This window comes from Cupriavidus sp. GW823-FHT06D04, assembly GCF_058795055.1.
In genome coordinates this window covers 65,016-91,677 of sequence record NZ_JBXAHL010000034.1, presented here as the reverse complement: position 1 = coordinate 91,677, position 26,662 = coordinate 65,016, and the positions used below count along the sequence as shown (strand labels likewise).

Here is a 26,662-nt window from a genome sequence, read left to right as displayed (position 1 = left end):
TCCATGCCGTAGACCTCCCACGGCGTGGTTTCCAGGATGCGGCGCGTCAGGTGGTGGCCGATGAAGCCGTTGACGCCGAGGATCAGTATTTTCTTGCCTTGCATTGCGTTTGACGATGGCATGGGAAAACGGAACTCGCTGGCGCGGCTAGCGCGCGCCAGCGATGGGGAAGTTGGCGACGGCCACGCGCCGCCAGTCGCGCGCGACCACATGCATCGGCACGCGCGCACTCAGCTCGGCAAAGGTCTGCGGCGACAGCAGCGCGACGGCGCGCGGACCGTGCAGCCAGGCATCGATGAAGGCATCGACGGTGGGCAGCCATTTCTGCGGCTCCTGTTCGGTGCCGAAGGTTAGTTCGTCGGCTCGCGCCACCATGGTGAGCGGATGGTGCAGGTAGAACGGCAGCGTATGGTCCAGCATGCCGACGCCATAGAGCGGCATGCCAGGCTCCAGTACGCGCGCGATCGGCGCCACCATGTCGATGCCCGACGCCGAGCGGCCGATGGTTTCATGGCCGAGCAGGGCGGTGGAGAATGCCAGCAGCATCCCGAATGCATAGGCCGTAATACTGGCCATGGGCCCGTGCCGGCGCTGCAGCCACAGGCCCGCCACGGCGCTCAGCATCACCAGCGCGAACGCCAACGCCGCCCACACGGCATAGGCGCGGTACAGCGCGTTGGGCGTGTTGTTGGAATCGAGCGTGGCCACGTAGGGGCTGGCCAGCAGCCCGATCGCGCCGACGACCAGCATCGCCCGCAACTGTCGGCGCCAGGCACGCTCGCCGGTCTGCACCAGCGCCGCACCCGCCAGCATCCCAAGCGCCGGGAACACCGGCAGGATATAGCCGGGGAGCTTGGATCCGGACAGGCTGAAGAAGACGAAAATCGACGCGGCCCACAGCGCCGCCATCAGGGCAGGCTGGAACGGCCGCGAACTGCTTGCGTCGGCGACGCCGGCACGTTGCCGGACGGCGCGCACCATGCCGGGCACCAGCCCCAGCCATGGCAGGAAGCCACCGATCACCAGCGGCACGAAGTACCACAGCGCACCCTTGCGCGCATGCACGGTCGAGGTATAGCGCTGCCAGTGCTCGTGGATAAAGAAAAAGCGCAGGAATTCCGGGTTGCGCCGCGCCACCAGCCAGTACCACGGCACCGCCACCAGCAGCATCACCACGATGCCGGCCGGCACATGCAGCCTTCGCCACAGTGCCAGGTCGCGCGTCACGCAGGTGTAGATCACCAGCACCAGGCCGGGCAGCGCCAGGCCGACCAGCCCCTTGGTCAGCACGGCCACGCCCATCGCGGCCCAGCACGCCAGCATCCAGTTGCGGCGCGCGGCGGGCGTTGTGCCCGGATGCTGGGCCAGCAGCATGCACGCCAGCACGCAGGCCATGACGCCGGACAGCGTCATGTCCAGCGTATTGAAATGCGCGGCGACGTTCCACATCGGTGCGGACGCCAGCACCAGACCCGTCAACAGTCCGGCGCGCGCGCCGAACCAGCGTGCCGCGGCCAGCATCGACATGCCCAGCCCGGCGATGCCGGCCAGCGCCACGCACAGCCTTGCCTGCCATTCGCCGACGCCGAACAGTGCGTACGACAGTGCCGTCACCCACATATGGAAGGGCGGTTTCTCGAAGTACTTCAGCGCGTTGTAGCGGATGGTGACCCAGTCGCCGGTGCTCAGCATCTCACGCGCGATCTCGGCATAGCGGCCTTCGTCGGGGCCGAGCAGGTGGCGCACGCCCAGCGTGCCGAACCAGACCAGCGCGAACGCCAGCGCCACCAGCGTCACCGTCAGGGCGGGCATGCCGGCGATGCGCGCGGCATGGCCGGGGTCGCCGGCCCGGGCGGCGTCAAGCCTGCGCACGGCGGCAGAGCGATTGGGACGTTGAGGCATGGCAGGAACGTCGTGGCCTGGAGGCGGGTGTGACGGCAAGGGCGGCGGTGGCTTGGGTAGGGTGCTGAGGCGGCGCTGCGAGGCAGCGCGGCCCGGCGGCATGGCCATGACAACGCCGGCTGGAGGTGCGGCGTTGACTAAGGCTGGGTCCTGGCGCGGAGAGGGCGAGAATAATGGGCAAACCTTAATGGCAGATTAAGCGGGCGCGCACATAATGGCCACGATGCGTTCCAGGCACGATGCCGCACGCACTCGTGTGACTGATGGATAACACCGGAAGGATAAATAAACCCAGCCCGGAAAAATGAGAATCCTGATCGTTGAAGACGCCCCGATGCTGGGCGACGGGCTTCGCCGCGGCCTGCAACTGCTGGACTATGCGGTCGACTGGTTCAGCACCGGCGCTGAAGCCGACCATGCACTCGGCGTGGTCCACTACGATGCCGTGGTGCTGGACCTGGGCCTGCCAGGGGAAGACGGCATGTCGCTGCTCGCGCGCTGGCGTGCGCGCGGCTGCCGCATCCCGGTGATTGTGCTGACCGCGCGCGATGCGATCGACAGCCGCATCGGCGGCCTTGACGCCGGCGCCGACGACTACCTGGTCAAGCCGATCGCGCTCGATGAGCTGGCGGCACGGCTGCGTGCCGTCACCCGCCGCGCCGCGGGCCTGTCGTCGCCAGTGTGGAAGCACGGCGCGCTGGAATTCCACCCGGCCGCGCGCCAGGCGTACTGGCAGGGCCAGCCGGTGGAACTGACCAGCCGCGAAGCCATGTTGCTGGAGCTGCTGCTGGCGCACCCCAACCGGCTGCTGACGCGCGACTTCCTGCGCGACAAGCTTTATGACTGGCAGGGCGGCATCGAGAGCAACGCACTGGAGGTGCATATCCACCACCTGCGCCGCAAGATTCATCCGAAGATCGTGCGCACCTTCCGCGGCGCGGGCTACACGCTGGGCGCGGCGGAGGATTGCATATGACGTTGCAGCGCCGGCTCATCTTTGCGGTGCTGATCGCCGCGCCGGTGGTGTGGCTGCTGACCATCGGCCTGACCTACGTGCGGGCCCGGCATGAGATCAATGAGCTCTATGACACTGACATGGTGCGCATGGCGCTGCAGATGCATTCGGTGGTCCCGCTGGTCGATGTCGCCGCTGCGCCGTCGCGCACGCGGCTGCCGCAGCTGGTGGAAGGTGACCAGGGCGACGCCGGGCTGGGCGATTTGGCCATCGCGGCGTGGCTGCCAGACGGCAAGTCGCTGCATATCGATCCCGAGGGCGACCTGCTGCCACGCGCCCCCGGCGTCAAGGGCTTTACCGAGATCACCATCAACAAGAAGGCCTGGCGGCTCTACTACCTCGACGACCCCGACACCGGCTGGCGTGTCTGTGTCGGCCAGCAGATCGGCGAGCGCAACGAGCTGATCCTGTCCTATATCGCCGCGCAGGTGTTGCCGTGGGCCGCGGGGCTGCCGGTGCTGATCGGGCTGCTGATCTGGTTCATGCGGCGCGCGCTGGCGCCGGTGCGGGCGCTGTCCTCGGACATCGAAGGGCGCGCCCCGGAGGACCGCCGACCGCTCAGCCTCAAGGCCGTGCCCGGTGAACTGGTGCCGCTGGTGCATGCGATGAACCGGCTGCTGGCGCGCGTATCGGATTCAATCGAACACGAACGGCGCCTGACCGCCGATGCGGCGCACGAGATGCGCACGCCGCTGGCCGCGCTCAAGGCGCAGTGGGAGATAGCCGAGCGCTCGCCTGACGCCGACGAACGCGCGCAGGCGCGCGCCAATGTGGCATCCGGCATCGACCGCATCGGCCGGCTGGTGTCGCAGTTGCTGACACTGAGCCGGCTGGAGGATGCCTCGGCGCCGCCTTCGCGCCAGCCTGTCAACTGGCTGCCCGTGGCGCAGCAGGCGCTGTCCGACTGCCTGGGCCTGGCCCAGCAGAAACAGGTCGACGTCGAGCTGGAATGGCCGGCCCAGGGCTATCCCCCATTGCCGGTGGCGGGCGACACCAGCCTGCTGTCGCTGATGCTGCGCAACCTGCTCGACAACGCCATCCGCTACAGTCCGCCCGGTGCGCTGGTGACGGTCGATTTCCAGCCTGACGGCATCACCGTGCGCGACCAGGGGCCGGGCGTGGCGCCGGACGTGCTGGCACGGCTGGGAGACCGCTTTTTCCGCGGCGGCAGCGGGCAGCGCGAGCAGGGGCACGGCCTTGGCATTTCCATCGCGCGGCGCGTGGCGCGGCTGCATGGGCTGGAAATTGCGTTTGCCAACCGCTCGGATGGGGCCGGGAAGGGCCTGGCTGTGCGGATCGGGCGCGGCGGCTGAAAGCGAAAACGCCCCGCACGGCTTCCCGTGCGGGGCGTCTTGCCATGCGCTTGCGGCTTAGCGCTTGAGCTTGGCGAAGGCCGCGGCCATCGCGCCCGCCGGTTCCTGCTCGCGGCGGCCGCCACCGAAGCCCTTGCCACCATTGCGCTGGGCGCCGCGATCGCCACGGTCGCCGCCGGCACGCGCCGCGGCCTGGCCGGGCTCGTCGTCCAGGCGCATCGACAGGCCGATGCGGTTGCGCTTGACGTCGACCTCCATCACCTTGACCTTGACCACCTGGCCAGCCTTGACCACCTCGTGTGCGTCCTTGACGAACTTGTTCGACAACGCCGAGATATGGACCAGGCCGTCCTGGTGCACGCCGATATCGACAAACGCACCGAAGGCTGCCACGTTGGTGACCACGCCTTCCAGCACCATGCCGGGCTGCAGGTCCTTCACGTCTTCCACACCTTCCTGGAAGGTCGCGGTCTTGAACTCGGGGCGCGGGTCGCGGCCCGGCTTTTCCAGTTCGGTCAGGATGTCGCGCACGGTCGGCAGGCCGAAGGAGTCGTCGGTGAACTGCGTCGGCGACAGGCCGCGCAGCGCGTCGCGGTTGCCCATCACATCGCGCAGGCCCTTCTTGACGTGCTCCAGGATGCGCTGCACCACCGGATACGCTTCCGGGTGCACCGAGGAGCGGTCCAGCGGATTGTCGCCGTCGTTGATGCGCAGGAAGCCGGCCGCCTGCTCGAAGGTCTTGTCGCCCAGGCGCGGCACCTGCTTCAGCGCGTTGCGGTTGGGGAAGGCGCCATTGGCGTCGCGGAACTCGACGATATTGCGCGCCAGCACCGTGTTCAGGCCCGACACGCGCGCCAGCAGCGGCGCCGAGGCGGTGTTGACGTCCACGCCCACGGCGTTGACGCAGTCTTCGACCACGGCGTCCAGCGCCCGCGCCAGCTCGCGCTGGTTGACGTCATGCTGGTACTGGCCCACGCCGATCGACTTGGGATCGATCTTGACCAGTTCCGCCAGCGGATCCTGCAGCCGGCGGGCAATCGACACCGCGCCGCGCAGCGACACATCCAGGTCCGGGAATTCCTTGGCTGCCAGCTCCGACGCCGAATACACCGAAGCGCCGGCCTCGCTGACCACGATCTTGGTCAGCTTCAGCTCGGGCATCTGCTTCATCAGGTCCTGCACCAGCTTGTCGGTTTCGCGGCTGGCGGTGCCGTTGCCGATCGACACCAGCGCCACATTGTGCTGTTTTGCCAGGCGCGCCAGCGTGGCGAGCGAGCCGTTCCAGTCGCGGCGCGGCTCGTGCGGGTAGATGGTGGCGGTGTCCAGCAGCTTGCCGGTGCTGTCCACCACGGCGATCTTGCAGCCGGTGCGGATGCCCGGGTCGACGCCCATCACGGACTTGGGCCCGGCTGGCGCGGCCAGCAGCAGCTCATGCAGGTTGCGGCCGAACACCTTGATGGCTTCGTTCTCCGCGGTTTCGCGCAGCTGCGTCAGCAGTTCGGTTTCCAGGTGGGGCTGCACCTTGACGCGCCAGCACCAGCGGCATACGTCGCCCAGCCACTTGTCGGCCGGGCGGCCCAGGTTCTGGACGCCGACATGGCGCGCGATCATGCCTTCGCACGGGTGCGGCACCATCGCGTCCTGTTCTTCGCCCAGGCCCAGCTTGACCATCAGCACGCCCGCGTTGCGGCCGCGGAACAGCGCCAGCGCGCGGTGCGACGGCACGGTGCGGATGGTCTCGCTGTAGCTGTAGTAGTCGCGGAACTTCTCTTCCTCGGCGGTTTCCTTGCCTTCCATCACGGTGGAGGCCACCACGCCGTTGTTCCACAGGTGCTCGCGCAGCTTGCCCAGCAGTTCCGCGGTCTCGCCGAACTGCTCGGACAGGATGTCGCGCGCGCCGTCCAGCGCGGCCTTGACATCCGGCACGCCGCCGTCGGCGGTGGGGTTGCCATTGACGTACTTGGCGGCCTCGGCCTGCGGATCCAGCGTGGGATCGGCCAGCAGCGCCTGCGCCAGCGGCTCCAGCCCGCATTCGCGCGCGATCTGGGCGCGGGTGCGGCGCTTGGGCTTGTAGGGCAGGTAGAGGTCTTCGAGCGTCTGCTTGGTTTCGGCGGCCTCGATGGCGGCCTGGAGCTCGGGCGTGAGCTTGCCTTGCTCCTGGATCGACGCGAGGATGGCCGCGCGGCGGTCTTCCATGTCGCGCAGGTAGAGCAGGCGCTCTTCCAGGTTGCGCAGCTGCGTGTCATCCAGGTTGCCGGTCACTTCCTTGCGGTAGCGGGCGATGAAGGGCACGGTGGCGCCTTCGTCGAGCAGCGCCACGGCCGCGGCCACCTGGCGGGGCTGCACGGACAGTTCAGCCGCGATGAGCGAGACAATCTTTTGCGAGACGGATGCGGGCAGGTTGGACATCGGAGAGCGCAGCGAAAAACGCAGTCAGTCGAAAGCGGGGCATTTTGCCACAAGCGCGGGAGGTATCCGCCGGGGCGCGCTGTGGGTGCGGGGCGGGCGGCGTCCCGCGCACGTCCGGAACGGGCCGGCGGGGCAGGCCGGTGCCCGGCCCGGATGCTAGAATCTGGTCATGATCGTCAAGTCCCGCCCGGCCGCCGCCAAGGCCACCATCCTGGCCATGCCAACCTTCGCCAACGTGCCTGAAACTTCCCTGTTCCGCTTCGGCCGCCTGGCTGCACTGGCCCTGGCTGCATGCGCCGTGCTGATGCCGCTGCGCGAGGCGCGCGCCCAGGCTTCCGCGCCCGCCGCGCCGCCCGCCGCCAACGGCCAGCGCGACTTTGCCGCCGAACGCAAGGCCGTCGAGGATTCGCGCGCCTGGACCAACTACCGCTTTGCCGCCGCCGAACGTGAGTGCTACGGCAAGTTCTTCGTCAACCACTGCATCAACAACGCCAAGGAAGTCCAGCGCGAGGAGCTGCAGGTGCTGCGCAAGCGCGAACTGGAGGTAGGCGAGGCCGAACGCGCCCACCGCGCCGCCGAGCGCGACCGCGAACAGGCGCTGCGCAACGCCGAGTTCGAGGCCAGCCAGCCGAAGCGCTCGGCCAGTGAACAGTCCAGCCGCGAGGCCTTCCAGAAGAAGCAGCAGGAACAGCAACTGCGCGAGGCGCAGCGCCAGGGCGAGGCGCCGCAGCGTGCCGCCAACGCGCAGGCGTACGAAAAGAAGCAGTCTGACTTCGATGCCCGCATGCAGGAGGCCCAGCAGAAGGGCGCCGAGCAGGCCCGCCAGCGGCAGGAGAACGTCAAGACGTACGAGGCCAAGCAGCGCGACCTCGAACAGCGCCAGAAGGAACTGGAAGAGCGCCGCGCCAAGGCGAAGGAGCAACAGGGCCAGGCGTCGGCGCCGCGCCCGTTCGGCTTCTGAGGCCCGGTACCGTGACAGCGCAGCGGAGGCATAGATGGACAGCAACCTGAACACCCTGGAGCGGCGCATCATGGAGTTGCAGATCGAGCACCGCGACCTGGATTTCCTGATCGACCGGCTTGCCAGCGACGCCGTCCATGATGAACTGCAGCTGCGCCGGCTGAAGAAGCGCCGCCTCAAGCTGAAGGACGCCATCACGCTGCTGCAGCTGCAGCTCGAACCCGACGTGCCGGCCTGAGCGCATCTGCGCCAGGCTGGCCGATTGCCACCGGCCCTGTCCGGCGGCCCATACAACATCCCCCCTCCCTTGTCCGATCTTCCAGATTCCCCTGAGTCGTCCGAAGCCGTCAGCCTGACCGACGCCGGGTCGCCCGTGCCTGCCGCGCCCGCCGACGACGGCGCCAGCCGCGGCGCTGAACTGGCCACCATCTTTGCCGATACCGGCACGCTGGCCCAGGCCATTCCCGGCTACCGGCCACGCGCCTCGCAGCACAAGATGGCCGAGGCCGTCGCCGACGCGATCGCGCAGAACGATTCCGTCATCGTCGAGGCGGGCACCGGCACCGGCAAGACCTACGCCTACCTGGTGCCGGCGATGCTGTGGGGCGGCAAGGTGATCCTGTCGACCGGCACCAAGAACCTGCAGGACCAGCTGTTCCTGCGCGATATCCCCACCGTGCGCCATGCGCTGAACGTGCCGGTCTCGGTGGCGCTGCTCAAGGGCCGCGCCAACTACGTCTGCCACTACCACCTGGAACGCGCGCAGGCCAACGGGCGCCTGGCGTCGCGCCAGGATGCGGCATGGCTGCGCGACATCGGCCGCTTCGTCAAGGAAACCTCCACCGGCGACAAGGCCGAGCTGGCGTCCGTGCCCGAGAACGCGCCGGTATGGCAGATGGTGACCTCCACGCGCGACAACTGCCTGGGATCGGAATGCCCGCATTACAAGGAATGCTTTGTGATGCGCGCGCGCAAGGAAGCGCAGCAGGCCGACGTGGTGGTGGTCAACCATCACCTGTTCTTTGCCGACGTGGTGCTGCGCGACACCGGCATGGCGGAACTGCTGCCGGCGGCCAACACCGTGATCTTCGACGAGGCCCACCAGCTGCCCGAGACCGCCACGCTGTTCTTCGGCGAGACGCTTTCCACCAGCCAGCTGCTGGAAATCGCCCGCGATGCCGTGGCCGAAGGCCTGTCGCATGCGCGCGATGCGGTGGACTGGGTCGCGCTGGCCGCGCCGCTGGAGCGCGCCGCGCGCGACCTGCGCCTGGCCTTCAGCAAGGACAATGCGCGGCTGGCGCTGGGCCAGATCGAGGCCGACCGCCGTATCGCCGAGCCTTTCAACGAGACGCTCGATGCGCTGGACGAGGCGTTGTCAGACTTCGTCGAGATGCTCGAAAGCCAGGCCGAGCGTGCCGAATCGCTGCAGCAATGCCACCGCCGCGCGCTGGAGCTGGCCAACAAGCTGGCCGCGTGGCGCGCCGATGCCGCGCCCGTGCCGGCACCGCAGCAGACGGAAGGCGAGGGAGAAGCAGCCCCGGCGGTGCCCGCGGGGGCTGAAACCGTGCGCTGGGTCGAGGTGTTCTCGCATACCGTGCAGCTGCACCGCACGCCGTTGTCGATCGCGCCGATCTTCACGCGCCAGCGCGACGGCCAGCCGCGCGCCTGGGTCTTCACCTCGGCCACGCTGTCGGTGAAAGGCAACTTCACCCACTACGCCGCGCAGTTGGGGCTCGACAAGGACCGCTCGCTGACGCTGCCCAGCCCGTTCGATTACGCGAAGCAGGCGCTGCTCTACGTGCCGCGCGACATGCCGGCGCCGCAGTCGCCGCAGTTCACCGACGCGGTGGTGCAGGCGGCATTGCCGCTGATCGAGGCCGCCGGCGGGCGCACCTTCCTGCTGTGCACCACGCTGCGCGCCGTGCAGCGTGCCTCGGACCTGCTTTATGACGCGTTCGCCGAGCGCGGCCTGAACCTGCCGCTGCTGGTGCAGGGCCAGGCCAGCCGCACCGAGTTGCTGGACCGCTTCCGCGAACTGGGCAATGCGGTGCTGGTCGGCAGCCAGAGCTTCTGGGAAGGCGTGGATGTGCGCGGCGAGGCGCTGTCGCTGGTGATCATCGACAAGCTGCCGTTCGCGCCGCCCGACGACCCGGTGCTGGCCGCGCGCATGGAAGTGCTGCAGAAGAAGGGCCTGAGCCCGTTTGCCGTGCACCAGCTGCCGCATGCGGTGATCACGCTCAAGCAGGGGGCGGGGCGGCTGATCCGTTCGGAGTCTGACCGCGGCGTACTGGCGATCTTCGATACGCGGCTGGTCGAGAAGCCCTATGGCCGGCAGATCTGGCAAAGCCTGCCGCCGTTCACGCGCACGCGTGAGGCAGCGACGGTGGTGCGGTTCCTGGAGTCGCTGCGCAGTCCTGGCAAGGAAGCTGAGGCGGAGCCCGCAGGGGAAGCGGCAGCGGACTGAACGCTGCGGGTGCCGGAAAAAGAAAAACGGGACGTATCGGAGGATACGTCCCGTTTTTTATGGCCGCTGGCCAGCCGGCGTCAGAACACTTCCCACCAGGCCTTGTCCTTGCGGCGCGCGCCGTACTTGATGAAGTCGCTCTCGGGGAAGTTGCGCTCCATCACGCGCGCGGTGTCGTCGCGCAGGTCCTTCATGCCCATCGCGTCATACGAGCGGATCATGATGTACAGGGCCTCTTCGTTGGCCGGCGCGCCATCGTAGTCCTTCAGTGACTGCTGGGCACGGTTGACGGCGGCAAGGTAGGCGCCGCGCCGGTAGTAGTAGCGCGCGGCATGCACTTCATGCTGGGCCAGCGAGTTGACGATGTACTGCATGCGCAGCGTCGCGTCGGGGGTGTACTTGCTTTCCGGGTAGCGGGTGATCAGCGTATGGAAGGCGTCGTACGCGGCGCGGGCGGCCTTGGGATCGCGCTCGCTCAGGTCCTGGCCCGAGAATCGGCCCAGCCAGCCCAGGTTGTCGTTGAAGTTGATCAGGCCCTTGAGATAGTAGGCGTAATCGATATTGGGATGATTCGGGTGCAGCTGGATGAAGCGGTCCACCGCGGCCAGGGCTGCTGCCGTTTCACCATCCTTGTAGCTGGCGTAGGCGGTATCGATCTGGGCCTGCTGCGCATAGCGGCCAAACGGATAGCGGCCTTCGAGCTTTTCATACAGCTTGACGGCACGCGTGTAGTCGCCGCCATCCAGCGCATCCTTGGCTTCCGAATATAATTTGTTGGCCGACCAGCCTGCGGTCTCGTCGGGTTGGTCCGCCAGCAGGCCGCATGCAGACAGCATGACGCAGCCGCCTGCGAGCAGAACCGCTCCAATTGTCGTGCGCCAGCGCGCGCGTTTCATGCTCTGCAATTGCATGGGCAATCGTATCCCGGATGAAGAAAAATAGCGTCAAGCATTATAGCCCAAGCCCCCAGCCCCACCCCGAAGCCGGAGGTGGCGTGGGAGGACTTCCACCAGAACGGGTGCGCGCAGCCGCGTCCGTGGCCGATTTCGAGGCACATCCCGAGGAATTTGAAGACCTTGCCGAAGCGCCGACCGGCAGCGGCGCGCCAGCTGCCGAGCCGGCCGTGACCCTGACGCTGGAGGTGGACAGCGCCTCACATGGCCAGCGGCTCGATAAATTGCTCGCGCGGCACTTCAGCGAGTTTTCACGCAGCCGCCTGCAACAGTGGATCGAAAGCGGCGCGGTGCGCGTCGACGGCCAGGTGCGCCGGCCGCGCGACGCGGTGCAGATGGGCAACCGCATCGAGATCCAGCCGCAGGCCGCGCCGGAATCGTCCGCTTTCTCGCCCGAGGACGTGCCGCTGGACGTGGTCTATGAAGACGACACCCTGCTGGTGATCAACAAGCCCGCCGGGCTGGTGGTACACCCGGCTGCCGGCAACTGGAGCGGCACCGTGCTCAACGGGTTGCTGCACCGCGACCCCGCCGCCACGTCGCTGCCGCGCGCGGGCATCGTGCACCGGCTCGACAAGGAAACCTCCGGGCTGATGGTGGTGGCGCGCTCGCTGACCGCGCAGACCGACCTGGTGCGCCAGCTGCAGGCGCGCACGGTCAAGCGCACCTATATCGCGCTGGTGTGGGGCCGCACCTATGACGAGGGCACCATCGACGCGCCCATCGGCCGCGACCCGCGCGAGCGCACGCGCATGGCGGTCGTGCATACCGCCAGCGGCAAGCCGTCGCGCACGCATTTCCGCACGCTGGCCACGGTGCCGCTGGGGCGGGGCTTTGTGTCGATGGTGATGTGCAAGCTGGAGACTGGCCGCACGCACCAGATCCGCGTGCATTTCGAATCGATCGGCCATCCGCTGGTGGGCGACCCGGTCTACTTCCGCGCCACGCAGCGCGGGCAGCGCCCGGCGGTACGCGCGCCGCTGCCGGTGCCGTATGAGCGCCAGGCACTGCATGCGTACCAGCTCGGCCTGGTGCATCCGGCCACCGGCAAGCGCATGTCGTGGACCGCGCAGCCTCCGGAAGACCTGCAGGCGTTGATCGATGCGCTGGATTTTGAAAGCGCGCAGGCCGACGAGGAAGAAGAAGCCTGGGACGAAGTCTGGGAAGGCGGCGAGGCCCACTGGGAATATGCCGGCGATGACGAAGACGGTGACGATGACGATGAGCGCAGCGCCTGATCCCGCCTGGCTGGTCCCTGACTGGCCCGCGCCGGCGCGTGTGTGCGCGCTATCCACGACGCGCCAGGGCGGCGTCAGCAAGGGCCCGTACGGGCTTGCCGGCGGCGCCCCGGGCGGCCTGAACCTGGGCACCCACGTCGGCGACGATGCCGCGGACGTGGCGCGCAACCGTGCGCGGCTGGCTGCGTGCCTGCCGTCGATGCCGCAGTGGCTGGAGCAGGTGCATGGCTGCGCGGTGGCGACGGTCGATCATGTCGCGGCCCCGAGCGCGCCCGTGCCCCAGGCCGACGCGAGCCTGGCGTTGGCATCCGGCCACGTCTGCGCCGTGATGACGGCGGATTGCCTGCCGGTGCTGCTGTGCGATGCGCAGGGGACGGTGGTGGGCGCCGCGCATGCGGGCTGGCGCGGCCTGTGCAGCGGCGTGATCGAAGCCACGCTGTCACGGATGCAGGCCGCCGCCGGTGCTGGCGCCCCGCGCTGGCTGGCGTGGCTGGGCCCGGCCATCGGCCCCGATGCGTTCGAGGTGGGTGCGGAAGTGCGCGATGCTTTCCTGGCGCAGGCACGCGCCGATGAACAGGCCGCGGTTGCCGCAGCCTTCCGCGCTGGCGCACCGGGCAAGTACCTTGCCGACATCTATGCGCTGGCGCGCACGCGCCTGGCGCGCGCCGGCTGCACCGAGGTCTACGGCGGCGACGCCTGTACCGTGGGCGAAGCCGGTCGCTTCTACTCCTATCGGCGCGACGGCGTGACCGGCCGCATGGCCAGCCTGGTCTGGCTGGCGGACTGAGCCGGCCGCTGCCTCACTCGTCCTTGCCCCTGGCCGCCTGCGCGCGCTCGGCTTCGGCCTTGCGCCGCCGCCGGCCGGGCGTGCCCATGATGTAGAGCACCAGCGCCACCGGCGCCACGCCATACATCAGGAAGGTGGCAACCCCTGCCACCACGGTGTGCTCGGTGATCGCCATCATCAGCGCCACGTAGAGCCAGCCAATGGCCACGATGTACATCAAAATTTCATCCTTCTCGCCTATGCTCTGTGGCCTCGGCAGATGCGAGCGCTGCATACCGTCCGGTAGGTCGGGAAGCGCGCGGCGCCGGGACGGATTCCCGCATTGACAGCGCGTGCGTTGCAAGGCAACAATGAGCTCAAATGTCTCGGAATCGCTGACGATTCCCAGGTTTCTCCGGCAAGCATACCGCATGGCGTTGCCACGCCAGAGTGTCGCGTTTGCCGGATAAAAGGGGAGCCGCTATCGGAATGGACGCGAGCTATGGCCGCAGCAGGTGCGGTCTAGGCTTCCAGCCAGTTCCAGGGCAGATGTGCCGGCAGACCCTCCCGCTTTGGGGAGGCGCAAGCCGGGTCCATTCGGATAGCATCTCCCCATGCAAAGTGCCGGCCAGGGCAATGCCCGGAGCCGGTTCGAATAGTGACGGCAGAGAGACAATCAAATCATGGCGACCGGCAAAGGCGCGGCAGCTTCCACTCAGGAAGGCAAGTCCCAACCATTCAAGTTCACGCCGGGGCCATTCGATCCAGCCACATGGCTGGAATGGTCCCGCCAGTGGCAGGGCACTGAAGGCAACGGCCACGCGGCCGCGTCCGGCATTCCGGGCCTGGATGCGCTGGCAGGCGTCAAGATCGAGCCGGCGCAGCTGGGTGATATCCAGCAGCGTTACATGAAGGACTTCTCAGCCCTGTGGCAGGCCATGGCCGAGGGCAAGGCCGAGGCCACCGGGCCGCTGCACGACCGGCGCTTCGCCGGCGACGCGTGGCGCACCAACCTGCCATACCGCTTCGCTGCCGCGTTCTACCTGCTCAATGCGCGCGCCTTGACCGAGCTGGCCGATGCTGTTGAGGCCGATGCCAAGACGCGCCAGCGCATCCGCTTTGCGATCTCGCAATGGGTCGATGCGATGTCGCCCGCCAACTTCCTCGCCACGAATCCCGAGGCGCAGCGCCTGCTGATCGAGTCGGGCGGCGAATCGCTGCGTGCCGGCGTGCGCAACATGATGGAAGACCTGACGCGCGGCAAGATCTCGCAGACCGACGAGAGCGCGTTTGAGGTCGGCTGCAATGTCGCGGTGAGCGAAGGCGCCGTAGTCTTCGAGAACGAATACTTCCAGCTGTTGCAGTACAAGCCGCTGACCGACAAGGTGCATGCGCGCCCGCTGCTGATGGTGCCGCCGTGCATCAACAAGTACTACATCCTGGACCTGCAGCCGGAGAGCTCGCTGGTGCGTCATGTGGTGGAGCAGGGGCATACGGTGTTCCTGGTGTCGTGGCGCAATCCGGACGCCAGCATGGCTGGCAGCACCTGGGACGACTACATCGAGCACGCGGCCATCCGCGCCATCGAAGTCGCGCGCGACATCAGCGGCCAGGACAAGATCAACGTGCTCGGCTTCTGCGTGGGCGGCACCATTGTGTCGACTGCGCTGGCGGTGATGGCCGCGCGCGGCCAGCACCCGGCTGCCAGCGTCACGCTGCTGACCACGCTGCTGGACTTTGCCGACACCGGCATCCTCGACGTCTTTGTCGACGAGGGCCATGTGCAGCTGCGCGAGGCCACGCTGGGCGGCGCCGCCGGCGCGCCGTGCGCGCTGCTGCGCGGCCTTGAGCTGGCCAATACCTTCTCGTTCCTGCGCCCGAACGACCTGGTGTGGAACTACGTGGTCGACAACTACCTGAAGGGCAACACGCCGGTGCCGTTCGACCTGCTGTTCTGGAACGGCGACGCCACCAACCTGCCGGGGCCTTGGTACTGCTGGTACCTGCGCCACACCTACCTGCAGGACGAGCTCAAGGTGCCGGGCAAGCTGACTGTGTGCGGCGTGCCCGTGGACCTGGCCAGCATCGACGTGCCGACCTACATCTACGGCTCGCGCGAAGACCATATCGTGCCATGGACCGCGGCCTATGCCTCGACCGCGCTGCTGGCGAACAAGCTGCGCTTCGTGCTGGGTGCGTCGGGCCATATCGCCGGTGTGATCAACCCGCCGGCCAAGAACAAGCGCAGCCACTGGACCAACGATGCGCTGCCGGAGTCGCCGCAGCAATGGCTGGCTGGCGCCACAGAGCATCACGGCAGCTGGTGGCCGGACTGGACCGCATGGCTGGCAGGCCAGGCCGGCGCGAAACGTGCCGCGCCCGCCAACTACGGCAATGCGCGCTATCCCGCGATCGAACCCGCGCCTGGGCGATACGTCAAAGCCAAGGCATGACGCTTGCATGAGGGCCGGCGTGCGTCATGCACGGCGCCGGCAGGCATGCAGGTTCCCTCCCGTTTCCATTGAAAGGACTACAAAATGACTGACGTTGTCATCGTATCCGCCGCCCGCACCGCGGTCGGCAAATTTGGCGGCTCGCTGGCCAAGATCCCGGCGCCGGAACTGGGTGCCGTGGTCATCAAGGCCGCGCTGGAACGCGCCGGCGTCAAGCCGGAGCAGGTGAGCGAAGTCATCATGGGCCAGGTGCTGACCGCCGGTTCGGGCCAGAACCCCGCACGCCAGGCCGCGATCAAGGCCGGCTTGCCGGCGATGGTGCCGGCCATGACCATCAACAAGGTGTGCGGCTCGGGCCTGAAGGCCGTGATGCTGGCCGCCAACGCGATCATGGCGGGCGACGCCGAGATCGTGGTGGCCGGCGGCCAGGAAAACATGAGCGCCGCCCCGCACGTGCTGCCGGGCTCGCGCGACGGCTTCCGCATGGGCGATGCCAAGCTGGTCGACACCATGATCGTCGACGGCCTGTGGGACGTGTACAACCAGTACCACATGGGCATCACCGCCGAGAATGTGGCCAAGGAATACGGCATCACGCGCGAGGCGCAGGATGAGCTCGCGGTCGGCTCGCAGAACAAGGCCGAAGCCGCGCAGAAGGCCGGCAAGTTTGACGAAGAGATCGTCCCGGTGCTGATCCCGCAGCGCAAGGGCGACCCGGTGGCCTTCAAGACCGACGAGTTCGTGCGCCAGGGCGCCACGCTGGACAGCATGTCCGGCCTCAAGCCTGCCTTCGACAAGGCCGGCACGGTGACCGCGGCCAACGCCTCGGGCCTGAACGACGGCGCCGCCGCGGTGGTGGTGATGTCGGCGGCCAAGGCCAAGGAACTGGGCCTGACCCCGCTGGCCACGATCAAGAGCTACGCCAACGCCGGTGTCGATCCCAAGGTGATGGGCATGGGCCCGGTGCCGGCCTCCAAGCGCGCCCTGTCGCGCGCCGAGTGGACCCCGCAGGACCTGGACCTGATGGAGATCAACGAGGCCTTCGCCGCGCAGGCGCTGGCGGTGCACCAGCAGATGGGCTGGGACACCTCCAAGGTCAACGTGAACGGCGGCGCCATCGCCATCGGCCATCCGATCGGCGCGTCGGGCTGCCGTATCCTGGTGACGCTGCTGCATGAAATGAAGCGCCGCGACGCCAAGAAGGGCCTGGCCTCGCTGTGCATCGGTGGCGGCATGGGCGTGGCGCTGGCAGTCGAGCGCAAATAAGGAAGGGGTTTTCCGGGTCCGCGCGCGGTTGGCGCGGACCCGGCGACGATAACGAAGAGCCAATCAAGGAGTGGACATGACTCAGCGCATTGCGTATGTGACCGGCGGCATGGGTGGTATCGGAACCGCCATCTGCCAGCGGCTGGCCAAGGATGGCTTTCGTGTGGTGGCCGGCTGCGGCCCCAACTCGCCGCGCCGTGAAAGGTGGCTCGAGCAGCAGAAGGCACTCGGCTTTGACTTCGTTGCTTCTGAAGGCAACGTGGCTGACTGGGACTCGACCAAGACCGCATTCGACAAGGTCAAGGCCGAGGTCGGCGAGGTCGATGTGCTGATCAACAACGCCGGCATCACCCGCGACGTGGTGTTCCGCAAGATGACCCGTGCCGACTGGGACGCGGTGATCGACACTAACCTGACCTCGCTGTTCAACGTCACCAAGCAGGTGATCGACGGCATGGCCGACCGCGGGTGGGGCCGTATCGTCAACATCTCGTCGGTGAACGGGCAGAAGGGCCAGTTCGGCCAGACCAACTACTCCACCGCCAAGGCCGGCCTACACGGCTTCACCATGGCGCTGGCGCAGGAAGTGGCGACCAAGGGTGTGACGGTCAACACCGTTTCGCCGGGCTATATCGCCACCGACATGGTCAAGGCGATCCGCCAGGACGTGCTCGACAAGATCGTCGGGACGATCCCGGTCAAGCGCCTGGGCGAGCCGGAAGAGATCGCTTCGATCTGCGCCTGGCTGTCGTCGGACGAGTCCGGTTTCTCGACCGGCGCTGACTTCTCGCTCAACGGCGGCCTGCATATGGGCTGACCTGCCGGCCTGGTTCAACCAGTCGGCAGCCGGCGCTGGCGCCCGCGTATTGCGGTGCAGCCAGCGCGGCGCACAAGGCGGCGGACGCTTCGTTTCGCCGCCTGTTTCGCGGGCCGTCATGGCCCGCGAATCGTTTCTGCCCGCGTGGCATTCCTCCCTTTTTGCGCCAGTTCACCGGGTTTTCCTTAAGCCCGTTCGCTTTTCTTAGTGCCTTGTTGGGCATAGAATCAGGGCAGCGGCGCAGCCAGCACCATGTTCGTGCAGCGCGGCCCTCGCGGGGGCGAGGTTGCAGGCCGCCACGCGCAGCCATGCGCGAACAGGCCACAGACGGCCGGCACGACAACAAGCAGATGGCGCGGGCGATACCGATTTGCGCACTGCACCCCATGCGGTGCAGCAGCGCGCAAACAGCGATGACACAAGGACAGAGCACCGATGGCCACGACCAAAAAAGGCGCAGAGCGACTGATCAAAAAGTATCCGAACCGCAGGCTCTACGACACCCAGACCAGCACCTACATCACCCTCGCCGACGTCAAGCAGCTGGTCATGGATTCAGAGGAATTCAAGGTCGTCGACGCCAAGTCTGGTGACGAACTGACCCGCAGCATCTTGCTGCAGATCATCCTGGAAGAAGAGTCGGGCGGCGTGCCGATGTTCTCCAGCGCGATGCTGTCGCAGATCATCCGCTTCTATGGTCATGCCATGCAGGGCATGATGGGCACCTACCTGGAAAAGAACATCCAGGCCTTCATCGACATCCAGAACAAGCTGGCCGAGAACTCCAAGGGCCTGTATTCCGGCGAAACCTTCAGCCCCGACATGTGGTCGCAGTTCATGAACATGCAGGGCCCGATGATGCAGGGCATGATGAGCAACTACATCGAGCAGAGCAAGAACCTGTTCGTGCAGATGCAGGAGCAGATGCAAAGTCAGGCCAAGAATATGTTCGGGACGTTCCCGTTCAACCAGCCGGACAAGAAGTAAAGCACTAGCGGCGGGCTCTGCACCCTCCGCATATCCCGCACGCGGGCTGGCACTCAGCCCGCGCTCGCATGCAGGCGGATGCCCAGCGCCCGCACACCTCCCTGAAGGCCCTGCCGACGCAAAGCAGGTAGAATGCGCGGTCTGTGCCCCCAGGCGCACGCAATCACGCAACTCTCTCCAGCGGCGGCTCAGTGTGGACTCGCCTTTTGTGCGCGAAACCCCATGCCCTCCGTTATCCAATATGCTCGTCCGGCCTTTAAGGCCTGGTCCTCTGCTTCGGTGAAGGCTTCGCCATGAGCCGGCTGTTCCTGGCCCCCATGGAAGGGCTCGCCGACTACGTCTTGCGCGACGTGCTGACCGATACCGGCGGCTACGACGGCTGTGTATCCGAGTTCGTTCGTGTGACGGGTTCGTTGCTTCCTGCGCGCGTCTACGAGCGCGATACGCCCGAAATCCTCGCCGGCGGCTATACCCGCAGCGGCACGCCGATGGTGATCCAGTTGCTCGGCAGCGACCCGGAATGGCTGGCGCGCAATGCGGCCTATGCCGCGACCTTGTCGCCGCATGGCATCGACCTGAACTTCGGCTGTCCCGCCAAGGTCGTCAACCGGCATGGCGGCGGCGCCATGCTGCTGACGAATCCTGAGTTGTTGAGCCGGATCGTTGCGTCCGTGCGCGCTGCGGTGCCGGCCCATATTGCCGTGACGGCAAAAATGCGGCTGGGCGTCTCCGATACCTCGTTGGCGATTGATTGCGCCACGGCGCTGGCCGAGGGCGGCGCGGCCTCCCTCGTGGTCCATGCCCGGACGCGGGACCATGGCTACCGGCCGCCGGCCCACTGGGACTGGATCGCGCGCATTGCGGCGGCGGTGGACGTGCCCGTGATTGCCAACGGAGACGTCTGGACGGTCGCGGACTGGGAACGCTGCCGGGCCGTCAGCGGTTGCGCCGACGTGATGATCGGGCGCGGCGCCGTGTCCGACCCTTTCCTGGCCTTGCGCATTCGCGGGCTGATGGACAGCACGCCGTCAGACGAGGAGTGGCCACTGGTGCTGCGCCAGATCGCCACTTACCTGAAAAAGCTGCATGCCCGTATTGCCTCCTGCCACGAGCATGGGCGCGTGAAACTGTGGCTCAGCTATCTCAAGCGGACCTGGCCACAGGCCGCCGAACTGCATGCAGCCATCCGGCGCATGCAGGGCTCCGTGGAGATAGAGCGGGTCCTGGAAGGCCTGCCGGGAGCTGCTACCGCGCCGGAATGACGCGGCATTGCCGCAGCCTGGGCCACATGTGTGGAGTCAGGCGCCGAGAATTCATGGCAAACGGTTAAAATGCGCGATTGGCTCACCGGCCGCCGGCCCTGTCCCCGCATATTCCGCCGCGCCTGCCCCACATTCGGATTGCACCGTGAAAAACCCTTCAGAATCAACGACCCAGAAAGACCATAGTCCGCGTGTGGGATTCGTTTCCCTTGGCTGCCCCAAGGCGCTGGTCGACTCCGAGCAGATCATCACCCAACTGCGCGCCGAGGGCTATGCCATCAGCGGCACCTATGACGGCGCCGACCTGGTCGTGGTCAATACCTGCGGATTTATCGACGAGGCCGTGCAGGAGAGCCTGGACGCCATCGGCGAGGCCCTGACCGAAAACGGCAAGGTCATCGTCACCGGCTGCCTCGGGGCGAAGAAGGATGCGGCGGGCCACGACATCGTGTCGTCGGTGCACCCCAAGGTGCTGGCCGTGACCGGCCCGCATGCGCTGGGCGAGGTGATGCAGGCGGTGCACACGCACCTGCCCAAGCCGCATGACCCGTTCACCGACCTGGTGCCGGCCGCCGGCATCAAGCTGACGCCCAAGCACTACGCCTACCTGAAGATTTCGGAGGGGTGCAACCACCGCTGCTCGTTCTGCATCATCCCGTCGATGCGCGGAGACCTGGTGTCGCGCCCGGTGGCCGAGGTCATGCTGGAGGCCGAGAACCTGTTCAAGGCCGGCGTCAAGGAACTGCTGGTGATCTCGCAGGACACCAGCGCCTACGGCGTCGACGTCAAGTACCGCACCGGCTTCTGGAACGGCCGCCCGCTCAAGACCCGCATGACCGAACTGGTGGCGGCGCTGGGCGAGCTGGCTGCGCAATATGGCGCCTGGGTGCGCCTGCACTACGTCTACCCGTACCCGCACGTGGACGAGATCATCCCGCTGATGTCGCAGGGCCACGTGCTGCCGTACCTGGACGTGCCGCTCCAGCATGCGCACCCAGACGTGCTCAAGCGCATGAAGCGCCCGGCCAATGCCGAGAAGACCATGGATCGCATCCGCGCCTGGCGCGAGATCTGCCCTGAGCTGACCATCCGCAGCACCTTTATCGCCGGCTTCCCGGGCGAGACCGAGGCGGAGTTCCAGACGCTGCTGGACTTTATCGCCGAGGCCGAGCTGGACCGCGTCGGCTGCTTCGCCTATTCGCCGGTGGAGGGCGCCACCGCCAACGACCTGCCGGGCGCGCTGCCCGACGAGGTGCGCGAGGAACGCCGCGCCCGCTTCATGGAAGTGGCCGAAGAGGTCTCGGCGCGACGCCTGCAGCGCAAGGTCGGCCAGACCCTGCGCGTGCTGGTGGACGAGGTCAACCAGGACGGCGGCATCGGCCGTTCCTCCGCGGATGCGCCGGAAATCGACGGCCTGGTCTATATCGCGCCGCCGGAGCGCCATTCCCAGCGCTACCGCGCCGGCGAGTTCGTCGACGTGAAGATCACCGGCGCCGACGGCCACGATCTGTGGGGCGAGGTCTGAAACGGGTTGATTAGGTAAAAGTACGCTCGTTCGATTTCGTCCGCGTCCCGCTATACTGTGCGGTGCAACATAACCCTCATGGAGACAAAGTCATGACGCGTGAAGTGGTAGTGGTGAGCGGTGTCCGTACCGCGATCGGGACCTTTGGCGGCAGCCTGAAGGATGTGGCGCCGGCGGAGCTGGGCGCGCTGGTGGTGCGCGAGGCGCTGGCGCGCGCGCAGGTATCGGGCGACGATGTCGGCCACGTGGTGTTCGGCAACGTGATCCAGACCGAGCCGCGCGACATGTATCTGGGCCGCGTCGCGGCCGTCAACGGCGGGGTGACGGTCAATGCCCCCGCGCTGACCGTGAACCGCCTGTGCGGTTCGGGCCTGCAGGCCATCGTCAGCGCCGCGCAGACTATCCTGCTGGGCGATACCGACGTCGCCATCGGCGGTGGCGCGGAAAGCATGAGCCGCGCGCCGTACCTGGCGCCCGCGGCCCGCTGGGGCGCACGCATGGGCGATGCCGGCCTGGTCGACATGATGCTGGGCGCGCTGCACGATCCCTTCCATCGCATCCACATGGGCGTGACCGCCGAGAACGTCGCCAAGGAATACGACATCTCGCGCACGCAGCAGGACGAGGCCGCGCTGGAATCGCACCGCCGCGCTTCGGCCGCGATCAAGGCCGGTTACTTCAAGGACCAGATCGTCCCGGTGGTGAGCAAGGGCCGCAAGGGCGATGTCACCTTCGACACCGACGAGCACGTGCGTCATGACGCCACCATCGACGACATGACCAAGCTCAGGCCGGTCTTCGTCAAGGAAAATGGCACGGTCACGGCCGGCAATTCCTCGGGCCTGAACGACGCCGCCGCCGCGGTGGTGATGATGGAGCGCGCCGAAGCCGAGCGCCGCGGCCTGAAGCCGCTGGCCCGTCTGGTGTCGTACGGCCATGCCGGCGTGGACCCCAAGACCATGGGCATCGGCCCGGTGCCGGCGACCAAGATCGCGCTGGAGCGCGCCGGCCTGCAGGTGTCGGACCTGGACGTAATCGAAGCCAACGAAGCCTTTGCCGCGCAGGCGTGCGCGGTGACCAAGGCGCTCGGCCTGGATCCGGCCAAGGTCAACCCGAACGGCTCGGGCATCTCGCTGGGCCACCCGATCGGCGCCACCGGTGCCCTGATCACGGTGAAGGCGCTGCATGAGCTGAACCGCGTGCAGGGCCGCTACGCGCTGGTGACGATGTGCATCGGCGGCGGGCAGGGTATTGCCGCTATCTTCGAACGCATCTGAGGTTAGCCTTGCGCCCGGCTTTGCTGACGAAGAACCTCTGCACGCTGGGCCTGGCCGCCGTGCTCGCCCTGGCGGGCACGGTGCAGGCAGCGCCGGGCACCGAGCTGTCGACCGGCCCGGCTAACGTTGCACCCGCTGGCGGGCCTGCCGGCGGGGAAGGCCTGGGCATCAACCAGGCCATTCGCGACGGCGAAGCCCGGCGCGGCGGCACCTCGCTTTCCACTGGCGCGCCAAGACCTCTGGCGCCGCGGCCGGAATATGCGTCGCTGCCGGTCTACGTCGGCAAGGTCGGCGACCAGCCGGTGCGGCTGCGCCTGGGCCCCAAGCCTGACGAGCGCGACAGCGTGCGCGGCGAATACGCAGGCCGTGGCGCCGGTGTGCGCCTGCTGGCCGGCGAGTGGGAGGGCGGCGCCTTCCTGATGGAGGAGTCCGACGACGGCACCCGCGTGTCGGGCAACTGGGAAGGCAGCATCGACGCCAGCGGCGCCGTGCGCGGCACCTGGACCGATGCGTTCAACCCGGCCATCGTGCTGCCGTTCTTTATCCGCCCGCTGGGCGTGCTGGTGATCCCCCCGTTTGACATGACGCCCAACAGCGGCGTCACCTACGCGCCGCCAGCGCCGAAGTCCTCGATTTCCGGCTGGTAAGCCGTTTCCTGGTGCCCGCCGTTGCCATCAGCGGTGGCGCGGCCGGCATTTGCTGGTAAGCTCGAAGGCTCATCGAGTCTCATTCCTGACCGTTGCCGCGCTTCTGCCCGGGCATACCGCCGGGGCAGCGCGCCGTGGCCGGCCAGCAGCCAGCAAGGAAACCGCCGTGTCCGATTCGCCATCCGACAAGCCCGCGTCGCCCGCCCATTACCTGCAAACCGTTGCGGTCCAGCCCGAGCTGGAGATCGCGCCCGGCTTTGCCTCGTTTTCTCCCGCCACGCACCGCGGCTCCACCGTGGTGTTCCGCAACCTGGCCGAACTGCGTGCCCATGGCGACGGTGCGACCACTTACTGGCGCTATGGCCTGCACGCGACGCCCACCAGCGAGGCGCTGTGCCAGCACCTGGCGCTGCTGGAGGGCGCGCGCCACACGCTGCTGCAGCCGTCAGGACTCGCAGCAATCTCGCTGGTCTACTTCGCGCTGCTCAAGAGCGGCGACGACGTGCTGGTGCCGCGCAACGTCTACGGCCCCAACCGCGACCACGGCGAGTGGCTGGCACGCGAATTCGGCGTGACCGTGCGCTACTACGACCCGATGGACGCCGCTGCGGTGGCGGCGATGATCCGGCCGAATACGCGCCTGGTCTGGATGGAGTCGCCCGGTTCGGTGACCATGGAAGTGCCCGACAGCGACGCCATCGTCGCCGCGGCCAGGGCGCGCGGCGTGCTGACCGCGATCGACAATACCTGGTCGGCCGGCATCTACTTCCGCCCGTTCGACAAGGGCATCGATATCTCGGTGCAGGCGCTGACCAAGTACCAGTCCGGCGGCAGCGACGTGCTCATGGGCGCGGTCCTGACCTGCGACGATGCCCTGCATGAGCGCCTGAAGCGCACCCGCATGCTGATGGGCTGGGGTGTTTCCGCCGATGACTGCCACCTGGTGCTGCGCGGGCTGCCGAGCCTGCCGGTGCGCCTGGCCGCGCATGACCGTGCGGCCCGCGAAGTGGCGGAGTGGCTGCACCAGCGGCCCGAGGTTTCGCGCGTGCTGCATCCGGCGCTGCCGGACTGCCCCGGCCACGCCAGCTGGCGGCGCGATTTCACCGGTGCCAGCGGGCTCTTTGCCATCATCCTGCGGGCAAGCTATACGCGCCAGCAGGTGGATGCCTTCGTCGAGGCGCTGCAGCTGTTTGCGATCGGCTGGTCCTGGGGCGGCGCCCACAGCCTGGCCGTGCCATACCACGTGCAGGGCATGCGCCCGGCGGGCACCTGGCCGCCGGCCGGCTGGCAGGACACCGGCGAACTGGTGCGGCTTTATATCGGCCTGGAAGACACGCGCGACCTGATCGCCGACCTGCGCCAGGCGCTGGAGGCTACGCTGGCCGCGTAAGCGGCCTCAGGCCGGCTGTCTCAGGGCGAGATTGAGCTGGTCGACGACCTCGGCCCAGTCGGCGTCGTCCAGCAGCTCGTCGCGCAGCAGCGTAGCCTGGGCGGGGGTCCAGAACGGTGCCTCGGCCAACTCGACATCGTCGGGCAGCGGGGCGTGCGTGCCGATAAAGCTGCGGATGCTGGCTTCGTCGGAGGCCAGGCCGAGTTGGGCGAACAGTTCGGAAAACTGGTGGAAGGTCGATTCCATGGCGGTCGGCTCGATGTTGTTGGCCTGAGATAGTGTAGGGCAGCGGCCGGGCTGGCGCGGTCAAGGAAACAAAAACGGACGCTGCTGCGTCCGTTTTTGCGTGCGGGCGCCGTGCGCTCAGGGCGTATCCGCGCTGGGCATCGTCTTGGCGCTCGCGGTGGGCTTGGCGGCTTGTGCTGCTTGGGCTGCCTGCGGCATCGCCCACACCGACTCCGCCGGCCAGCTGCGCGCGCGGCGCTGCGTGGCGCGGGCCAGGGCGACAAAGCCCGCGGCCAGCGCGATCGCGCCGATATCGAAGCCGGCGATGATCCAATGCCCGCTGGGGATGCTGTGCAGCAGGTGGTCGCCGGTCAGGATCGCGTTCGCCAGCGGCACGGTCAGCGACGCCAGCGCGGCGGCGTAGAGCAGCTCCACCGCGGCGCGTACCGGCGGGCGCAGCAACGCCCAGGCACAGGCCAGACCAAACACCGTGAAATAGGTGTAGCTCACCGCGCGCTCCGGCCACAGCAGCGCCGCCGGGAAGCACAGCGCCACGCCGATGCAGCAGCCGATGCACACACCGACCGTGCCCTGCGCCAGCAGCCGGTGCACGCGCGGCTGCTCGGCCTGGCGCACCTTGCGCCGCGACTCGATCCACAGCAGGTTGCCCGAATAGAACAGGAAGGCGCCGGCCAGCCCGGCCAGCAGGTAGACCAGGCGCACCGGCAGCTCGCCGAAGGTGCCGAAATGCAGCGCGTACAGCGCGCTGTAGAGCCCGTGGTTGCTGTCGCGCGTGCCGGCGGTCTGGTTGGCGGTCAGCTGGCCCGCGTTGGGCTCGCCGCTGGCGGCATGGATGCCGACCGAGCCCAGGTTGCCGAGGGCCTGCGTGCTGGTGCCGCGCACTTCCACCACGGCATTGGCGTCGCCAAAGCGCTGGAAGCGGAACGACTCGGGCGCGAAACGCTCGCCGCCGTGCTCGCGCGCAATCTGCATCAGCGTGGCGGTGGGCATGGTCGGCACCGTACGGCCGGCCGCGGCCACTTCCGGTACGGCGGTGGTGGCACGGGGCACCGCCTCAAACAGGCGGCCGTCGAAGGTCAGTGTGTTGAACACCGTCATCAGCACCAGCGACACGGAGAACAGCGCGCCGGTGATGGCAAAGACCAGGTGGAAGGGCAGGCTGAACAGGCCCAGCACATTGTGGGTGTCCATCCAGAAGCGCTTCAGGTTGCGCCCGGGGCGCACCGCGAACAGGTCCTTCTTCAGCCGCGGCAGGTGCAGCAACACGCCCGACACCAGCGCCAGCCCGTACAGCACCGAGATCGCACCCATGAAGTAGATGCCGCCGACCGGGATCCCCAGCGAGTAGTGCAGGCTGTTCAGGAACGCCGACAGTTCGCCGATCACCTGGTCGCGCGAGGTGTCGCGCTGCATCGCGGCGTCGCCGGCCAGGCGGGCGTCGGTGGTCATCTGCCACTCGCCGGACTTGTCCTGCCAGTAGGCCGAGATATTGGGCTCGCCCTCCGACGGCATGATCACGTAGGAACTGGCCGCGGCCTCGGGGTGGATCGCGACCAGTTTCTGCATGAAGCGGTCGACCGCGGCCGGGTCGGCCTTGGCCTCGACCGGCGCGCTGCCCTTGAGCCGCGACGGCGACTGCCACACATGCAGTTCGTGGTGGAACACGGTGACCGCCCCGGCAAAGAAGGCGATAAACAGGGCCCAGCCGGCCATCAGGCCGACCCAGGTATGCAGCATCTGGTACAGGCGCAGGGTTGCGGTTTTCAAGATG

The 26,662-nt window shown here is 67.7% G+C and carries 22 protein-coding genes and 1 pseudogene; 16 read left to right on the top strand and 7 right to left on the bottom strand.

Translation table 11 applies throughout. The features are described from left to right. Together AC1Q7H_RS30700 and AC1Q7H_RS30695 are read right to left on the bottom strand one after the other, a co-directional pair. A pseudogene (locus AC1Q7H_RS30700) lies at positions 1-122 on the bottom strand (bifunctional UDP-4-keto-pentose/UDP-xylose synthase); the annotation flags it as partial. 25 nt (positions 123-147) lie between these two features. Further along, the gene (locus tag AC1Q7H_RS30695; protein WP_153955269.1) at positions 148-1,902 is read right to left on the bottom strand and encodes an ArnT family glycosyltransferase; all 1,755 of its coding nucleotides are present in this window, start codon (positions 1,900-1,902) and stop codon (positions 148-150) included. 304 nt (positions 1,903-2,206) lie between these two features. Between AC1Q7H_RS30695 and AC1Q7H_RS30690 the strand changes: the two genes are divergently transcribed. Both AC1Q7H_RS30690 and AC1Q7H_RS30685 read left to right on the top strand, forming a co-directional pair. Further along, positions 2,207-2,878 (top strand): response regulator, encoded by a 672-nt coding sequence (locus AC1Q7H_RS30690; RefSeq protein ID WP_013956441.1) that lies wholly within the window; start codon positions 2,207-2,209, stop codon positions 2,876-2,878. Next, on the top strand, positions 2,875-4,230 hold the full coding sequence (locus AC1Q7H_RS30685; protein ID WP_492382100.1) for an ATP-binding protein: 1,356 nt from the start codon (positions 2,875-2,877) through the stop codon (positions 4,228-4,230). Before AC1Q7H_RS30690 ends, AC1Q7H_RS30685 begins: the two co-directional genes overlap by 4 nt. A 57-nt stretch (positions 4,231-4,287) precedes the next feature. Here AC1Q7H_RS30685 and AC1Q7H_RS30680 read toward each other — a convergent pair whose 3' ends face one another. Further along, positions 4,288-6,639, bottom strand: a complete 2,352-nt coding sequence (locus tag AC1Q7H_RS30680) for a Tex family protein (protein WP_153955271.1) — start codon at positions 6,637-6,639, stop codon at positions 4,288-4,290. A gap of 169 nt (positions 6,640-6,808) precedes the next feature. Between AC1Q7H_RS30680 and AC1Q7H_RS30675 the strand changes: the two genes are divergently transcribed. The 3 genes from AC1Q7H_RS30675 to yoaA all read left to right on the top strand — a co-directional run bounded on the left by AC1Q7H_RS30675 (position 6,809) and on the right by yoaA (position 10,064). After that, a complete protein-coding gene (locus AC1Q7H_RS30675; protein ID WP_211980974.1) occupies positions 6,809-7,600 on the top strand; it encodes a hypothetical protein in 792 nt (263 codons plus the stop codon). 34 nt (positions 7,601-7,634) lie between these two features. Continuing rightward, a complete protein-coding gene (locus AC1Q7H_RS30670) occupies positions 7,635-7,838 on the top strand; it encodes a DUF465 domain-containing protein (protein ID WP_013956445.1) in 204 nt (67 codons plus the stop codon). Between the two features lie 114 nt (positions 7,839-7,952). After that, positions 7,953-10,064 (top strand): DNA repair helicase YoaA, encoded by a 2,112-nt coding sequence (gene yoaA / locus AC1Q7H_RS30665; RefSeq protein ID WP_475681538.1) that lies wholly within the window; start codon positions 7,953-7,955, stop codon positions 10,062-10,064. An 80-nt stretch (positions 10,065-10,144) separates the two neighbouring features. On the opposite strand, the gene AC1Q7H_RS30660 is transcribed toward yoaA, so the two are convergent. Further along, positions 10,145-10,975: an outer membrane protein assembly factor BamD gene (locus AC1Q7H_RS30660; protein WP_013956447.1), complete on the bottom strand. Its 831-nt coding sequence runs from the start codon at positions 10,973-10,975 to the stop codon at positions 10,145-10,147. A 17-nt stretch (positions 10,976-10,992) separates the two neighbouring features. Here AC1Q7H_RS30660 and AC1Q7H_RS30655 point away from each other — a divergent pair, with 17 nt between their 5' ends. Together AC1Q7H_RS30655 and pgeF are read left to right on the top strand one after the other, a co-directional pair. Beyond that, positions 10,993-12,255: an RluA family pseudouridine synthase gene (locus AC1Q7H_RS30655; RefSeq protein WP_013956448.1), complete on the top strand. Its 1,263-nt coding sequence runs from the start codon at positions 10,993-10,995 to the stop codon at positions 12,253-12,255. Beyond that, positions 12,239-13,042: a peptidoglycan editing factor PgeF gene (gene pgeF, locus AC1Q7H_RS30650; RefSeq protein ID WP_013956449.1), complete on the top strand. Its 804-nt coding sequence runs from the start codon at positions 12,239-12,241 to the stop codon at positions 13,040-13,042. The genes AC1Q7H_RS30655 and pgeF overlap by 17 nt, the downstream gene beginning before the upstream one ends. 13 nt (positions 13,043-13,055) lie before the next feature. Here pgeF and AC1Q7H_RS30645 read toward each other — a convergent pair whose 3' ends face one another. Then, positions 13,056-13,259 (bottom strand): hypothetical protein, encoded by a 204-nt coding sequence (locus AC1Q7H_RS30645; RefSeq protein ID WP_013956450.1) that lies wholly within the window; start codon positions 13,257-13,259, stop codon positions 13,056-13,058. A 445-nt stretch (positions 13,260-13,704) separates the two neighbouring features. On the opposite strand from AC1Q7H_RS30645, the gene phaC reads away from it, so the two are divergent. The 9 genes from phaC (at position 13,705) to AC1Q7H_RS30600 (ending at position 24,645) form a co-directional block, all read left to right on the top strand. Further along, on the top strand, positions 13,705-15,474 hold the full coding sequence (phaC, locus tag AC1Q7H_RS30640; protein WP_492382099.1) for a class I poly(R)-hydroxyalkanoic acid synthase: 1,770 nt from the start codon (positions 13,705-13,707) through the stop codon (positions 15,472-15,474). An 84-nt stretch (positions 15,475-15,558) separates the two neighbouring features. Then, positions 15,559-16,740 (top strand): acetyl-CoA C-acetyltransferase, encoded by a 1,182-nt coding sequence (locus AC1Q7H_RS30635; protein ID WP_013956452.1) that lies wholly within the window; start codon positions 15,559-15,561, stop codon positions 16,738-16,740. 76 nt (positions 16,741-16,816) lie between these two features. Next, positions 16,817-17,557, top strand: coding sequence for a 3-ketoacyl-ACP reductase (locus tag AC1Q7H_RS30630; protein ID WP_013956453.1), 741 nt, complete (start codon positions 16,817-16,819; stop codon positions 17,555-17,557). A 435-nt stretch (positions 17,558-17,992) separates the two neighbouring features. Beyond that, positions 17,993-18,544, top strand: coding sequence for a polyhydroxyalkanoate synthesis repressor PhaR (gene phaR, locus AC1Q7H_RS30625; protein ID WP_013956454.1), 552 nt, complete (start codon positions 17,993-17,995; stop codon positions 18,542-18,544). Positions 18,545-18,837: 293 nt separating this feature from the next. Further along, positions 18,838-19,806, top strand: coding sequence for a tRNA dihydrouridine synthase (locus tag AC1Q7H_RS30620; protein WP_013956455.1), 969 nt, complete (start codon positions 18,838-18,840; stop codon positions 19,804-19,806). Positions 19,807-19,951: 145 nt separating this feature from the next. Further along, on the top strand, positions 19,952-21,331 hold the full coding sequence (gene rimO, locus AC1Q7H_RS30615; RefSeq protein ID WP_035820084.1) for a 30S ribosomal protein S12 methylthiotransferase RimO: 1,380 nt from the start codon (positions 19,952-19,954) through the stop codon (positions 21,329-21,331). Between the two features lie 92 nt (positions 21,332-21,423). Next, positions 21,424-22,608, top strand: coding sequence for a beta-ketothiolase BktB (bktB, locus tag AC1Q7H_RS30610; RefSeq protein WP_013956457.1), 1,185 nt, complete (start codon positions 21,424-21,426; stop codon positions 22,606-22,608). A gap of 8 nt (positions 22,609-22,616) precedes the next feature. Continuing rightward, entirely contained in the window at positions 22,617-23,255 is a 639-nt protein-coding gene (locus AC1Q7H_RS30605; protein WP_013956458.1) for a hypothetical protein, read from the top strand. A gap of 166 nt (positions 23,256-23,421) precedes the next feature. Beyond that, positions 23,422-24,645 carry a cystathionine beta-lyase gene (locus AC1Q7H_RS30600; RefSeq protein ID WP_013956459.1) on the top strand — a complete coding sequence of 408 codons (1,224 nt, stop codon included), beginning with the start codon at positions 23,422-23,424 and terminating at the stop codon, positions 24,643-24,645. Between the two features lie 6 nt (positions 24,646-24,651). Here AC1Q7H_RS30600 and AC1Q7H_RS30595 read toward each other — a convergent pair whose 3' ends face one another. Next, the gene (locus AC1Q7H_RS30595) at positions 24,652-24,891 is read right to left on the bottom strand and encodes a DUF2789 domain-containing protein (RefSeq protein WP_010810122.1); all 240 of its coding nucleotides are present in this window, start codon (positions 24,889-24,891) and stop codon (positions 24,652-24,654) included. A 117-nt stretch (positions 24,892-25,008) separates the two neighbouring features. Further along, entirely contained in the window at positions 25,009-26,658 is a 1,650-nt protein-coding gene (locus AC1Q7H_RS30590) for a PepSY-associated TM helix domain-containing protein (protein WP_211980976.1), read from the bottom strand. Positions 26,659-26,662: the final 4 nt, after the last annotated feature.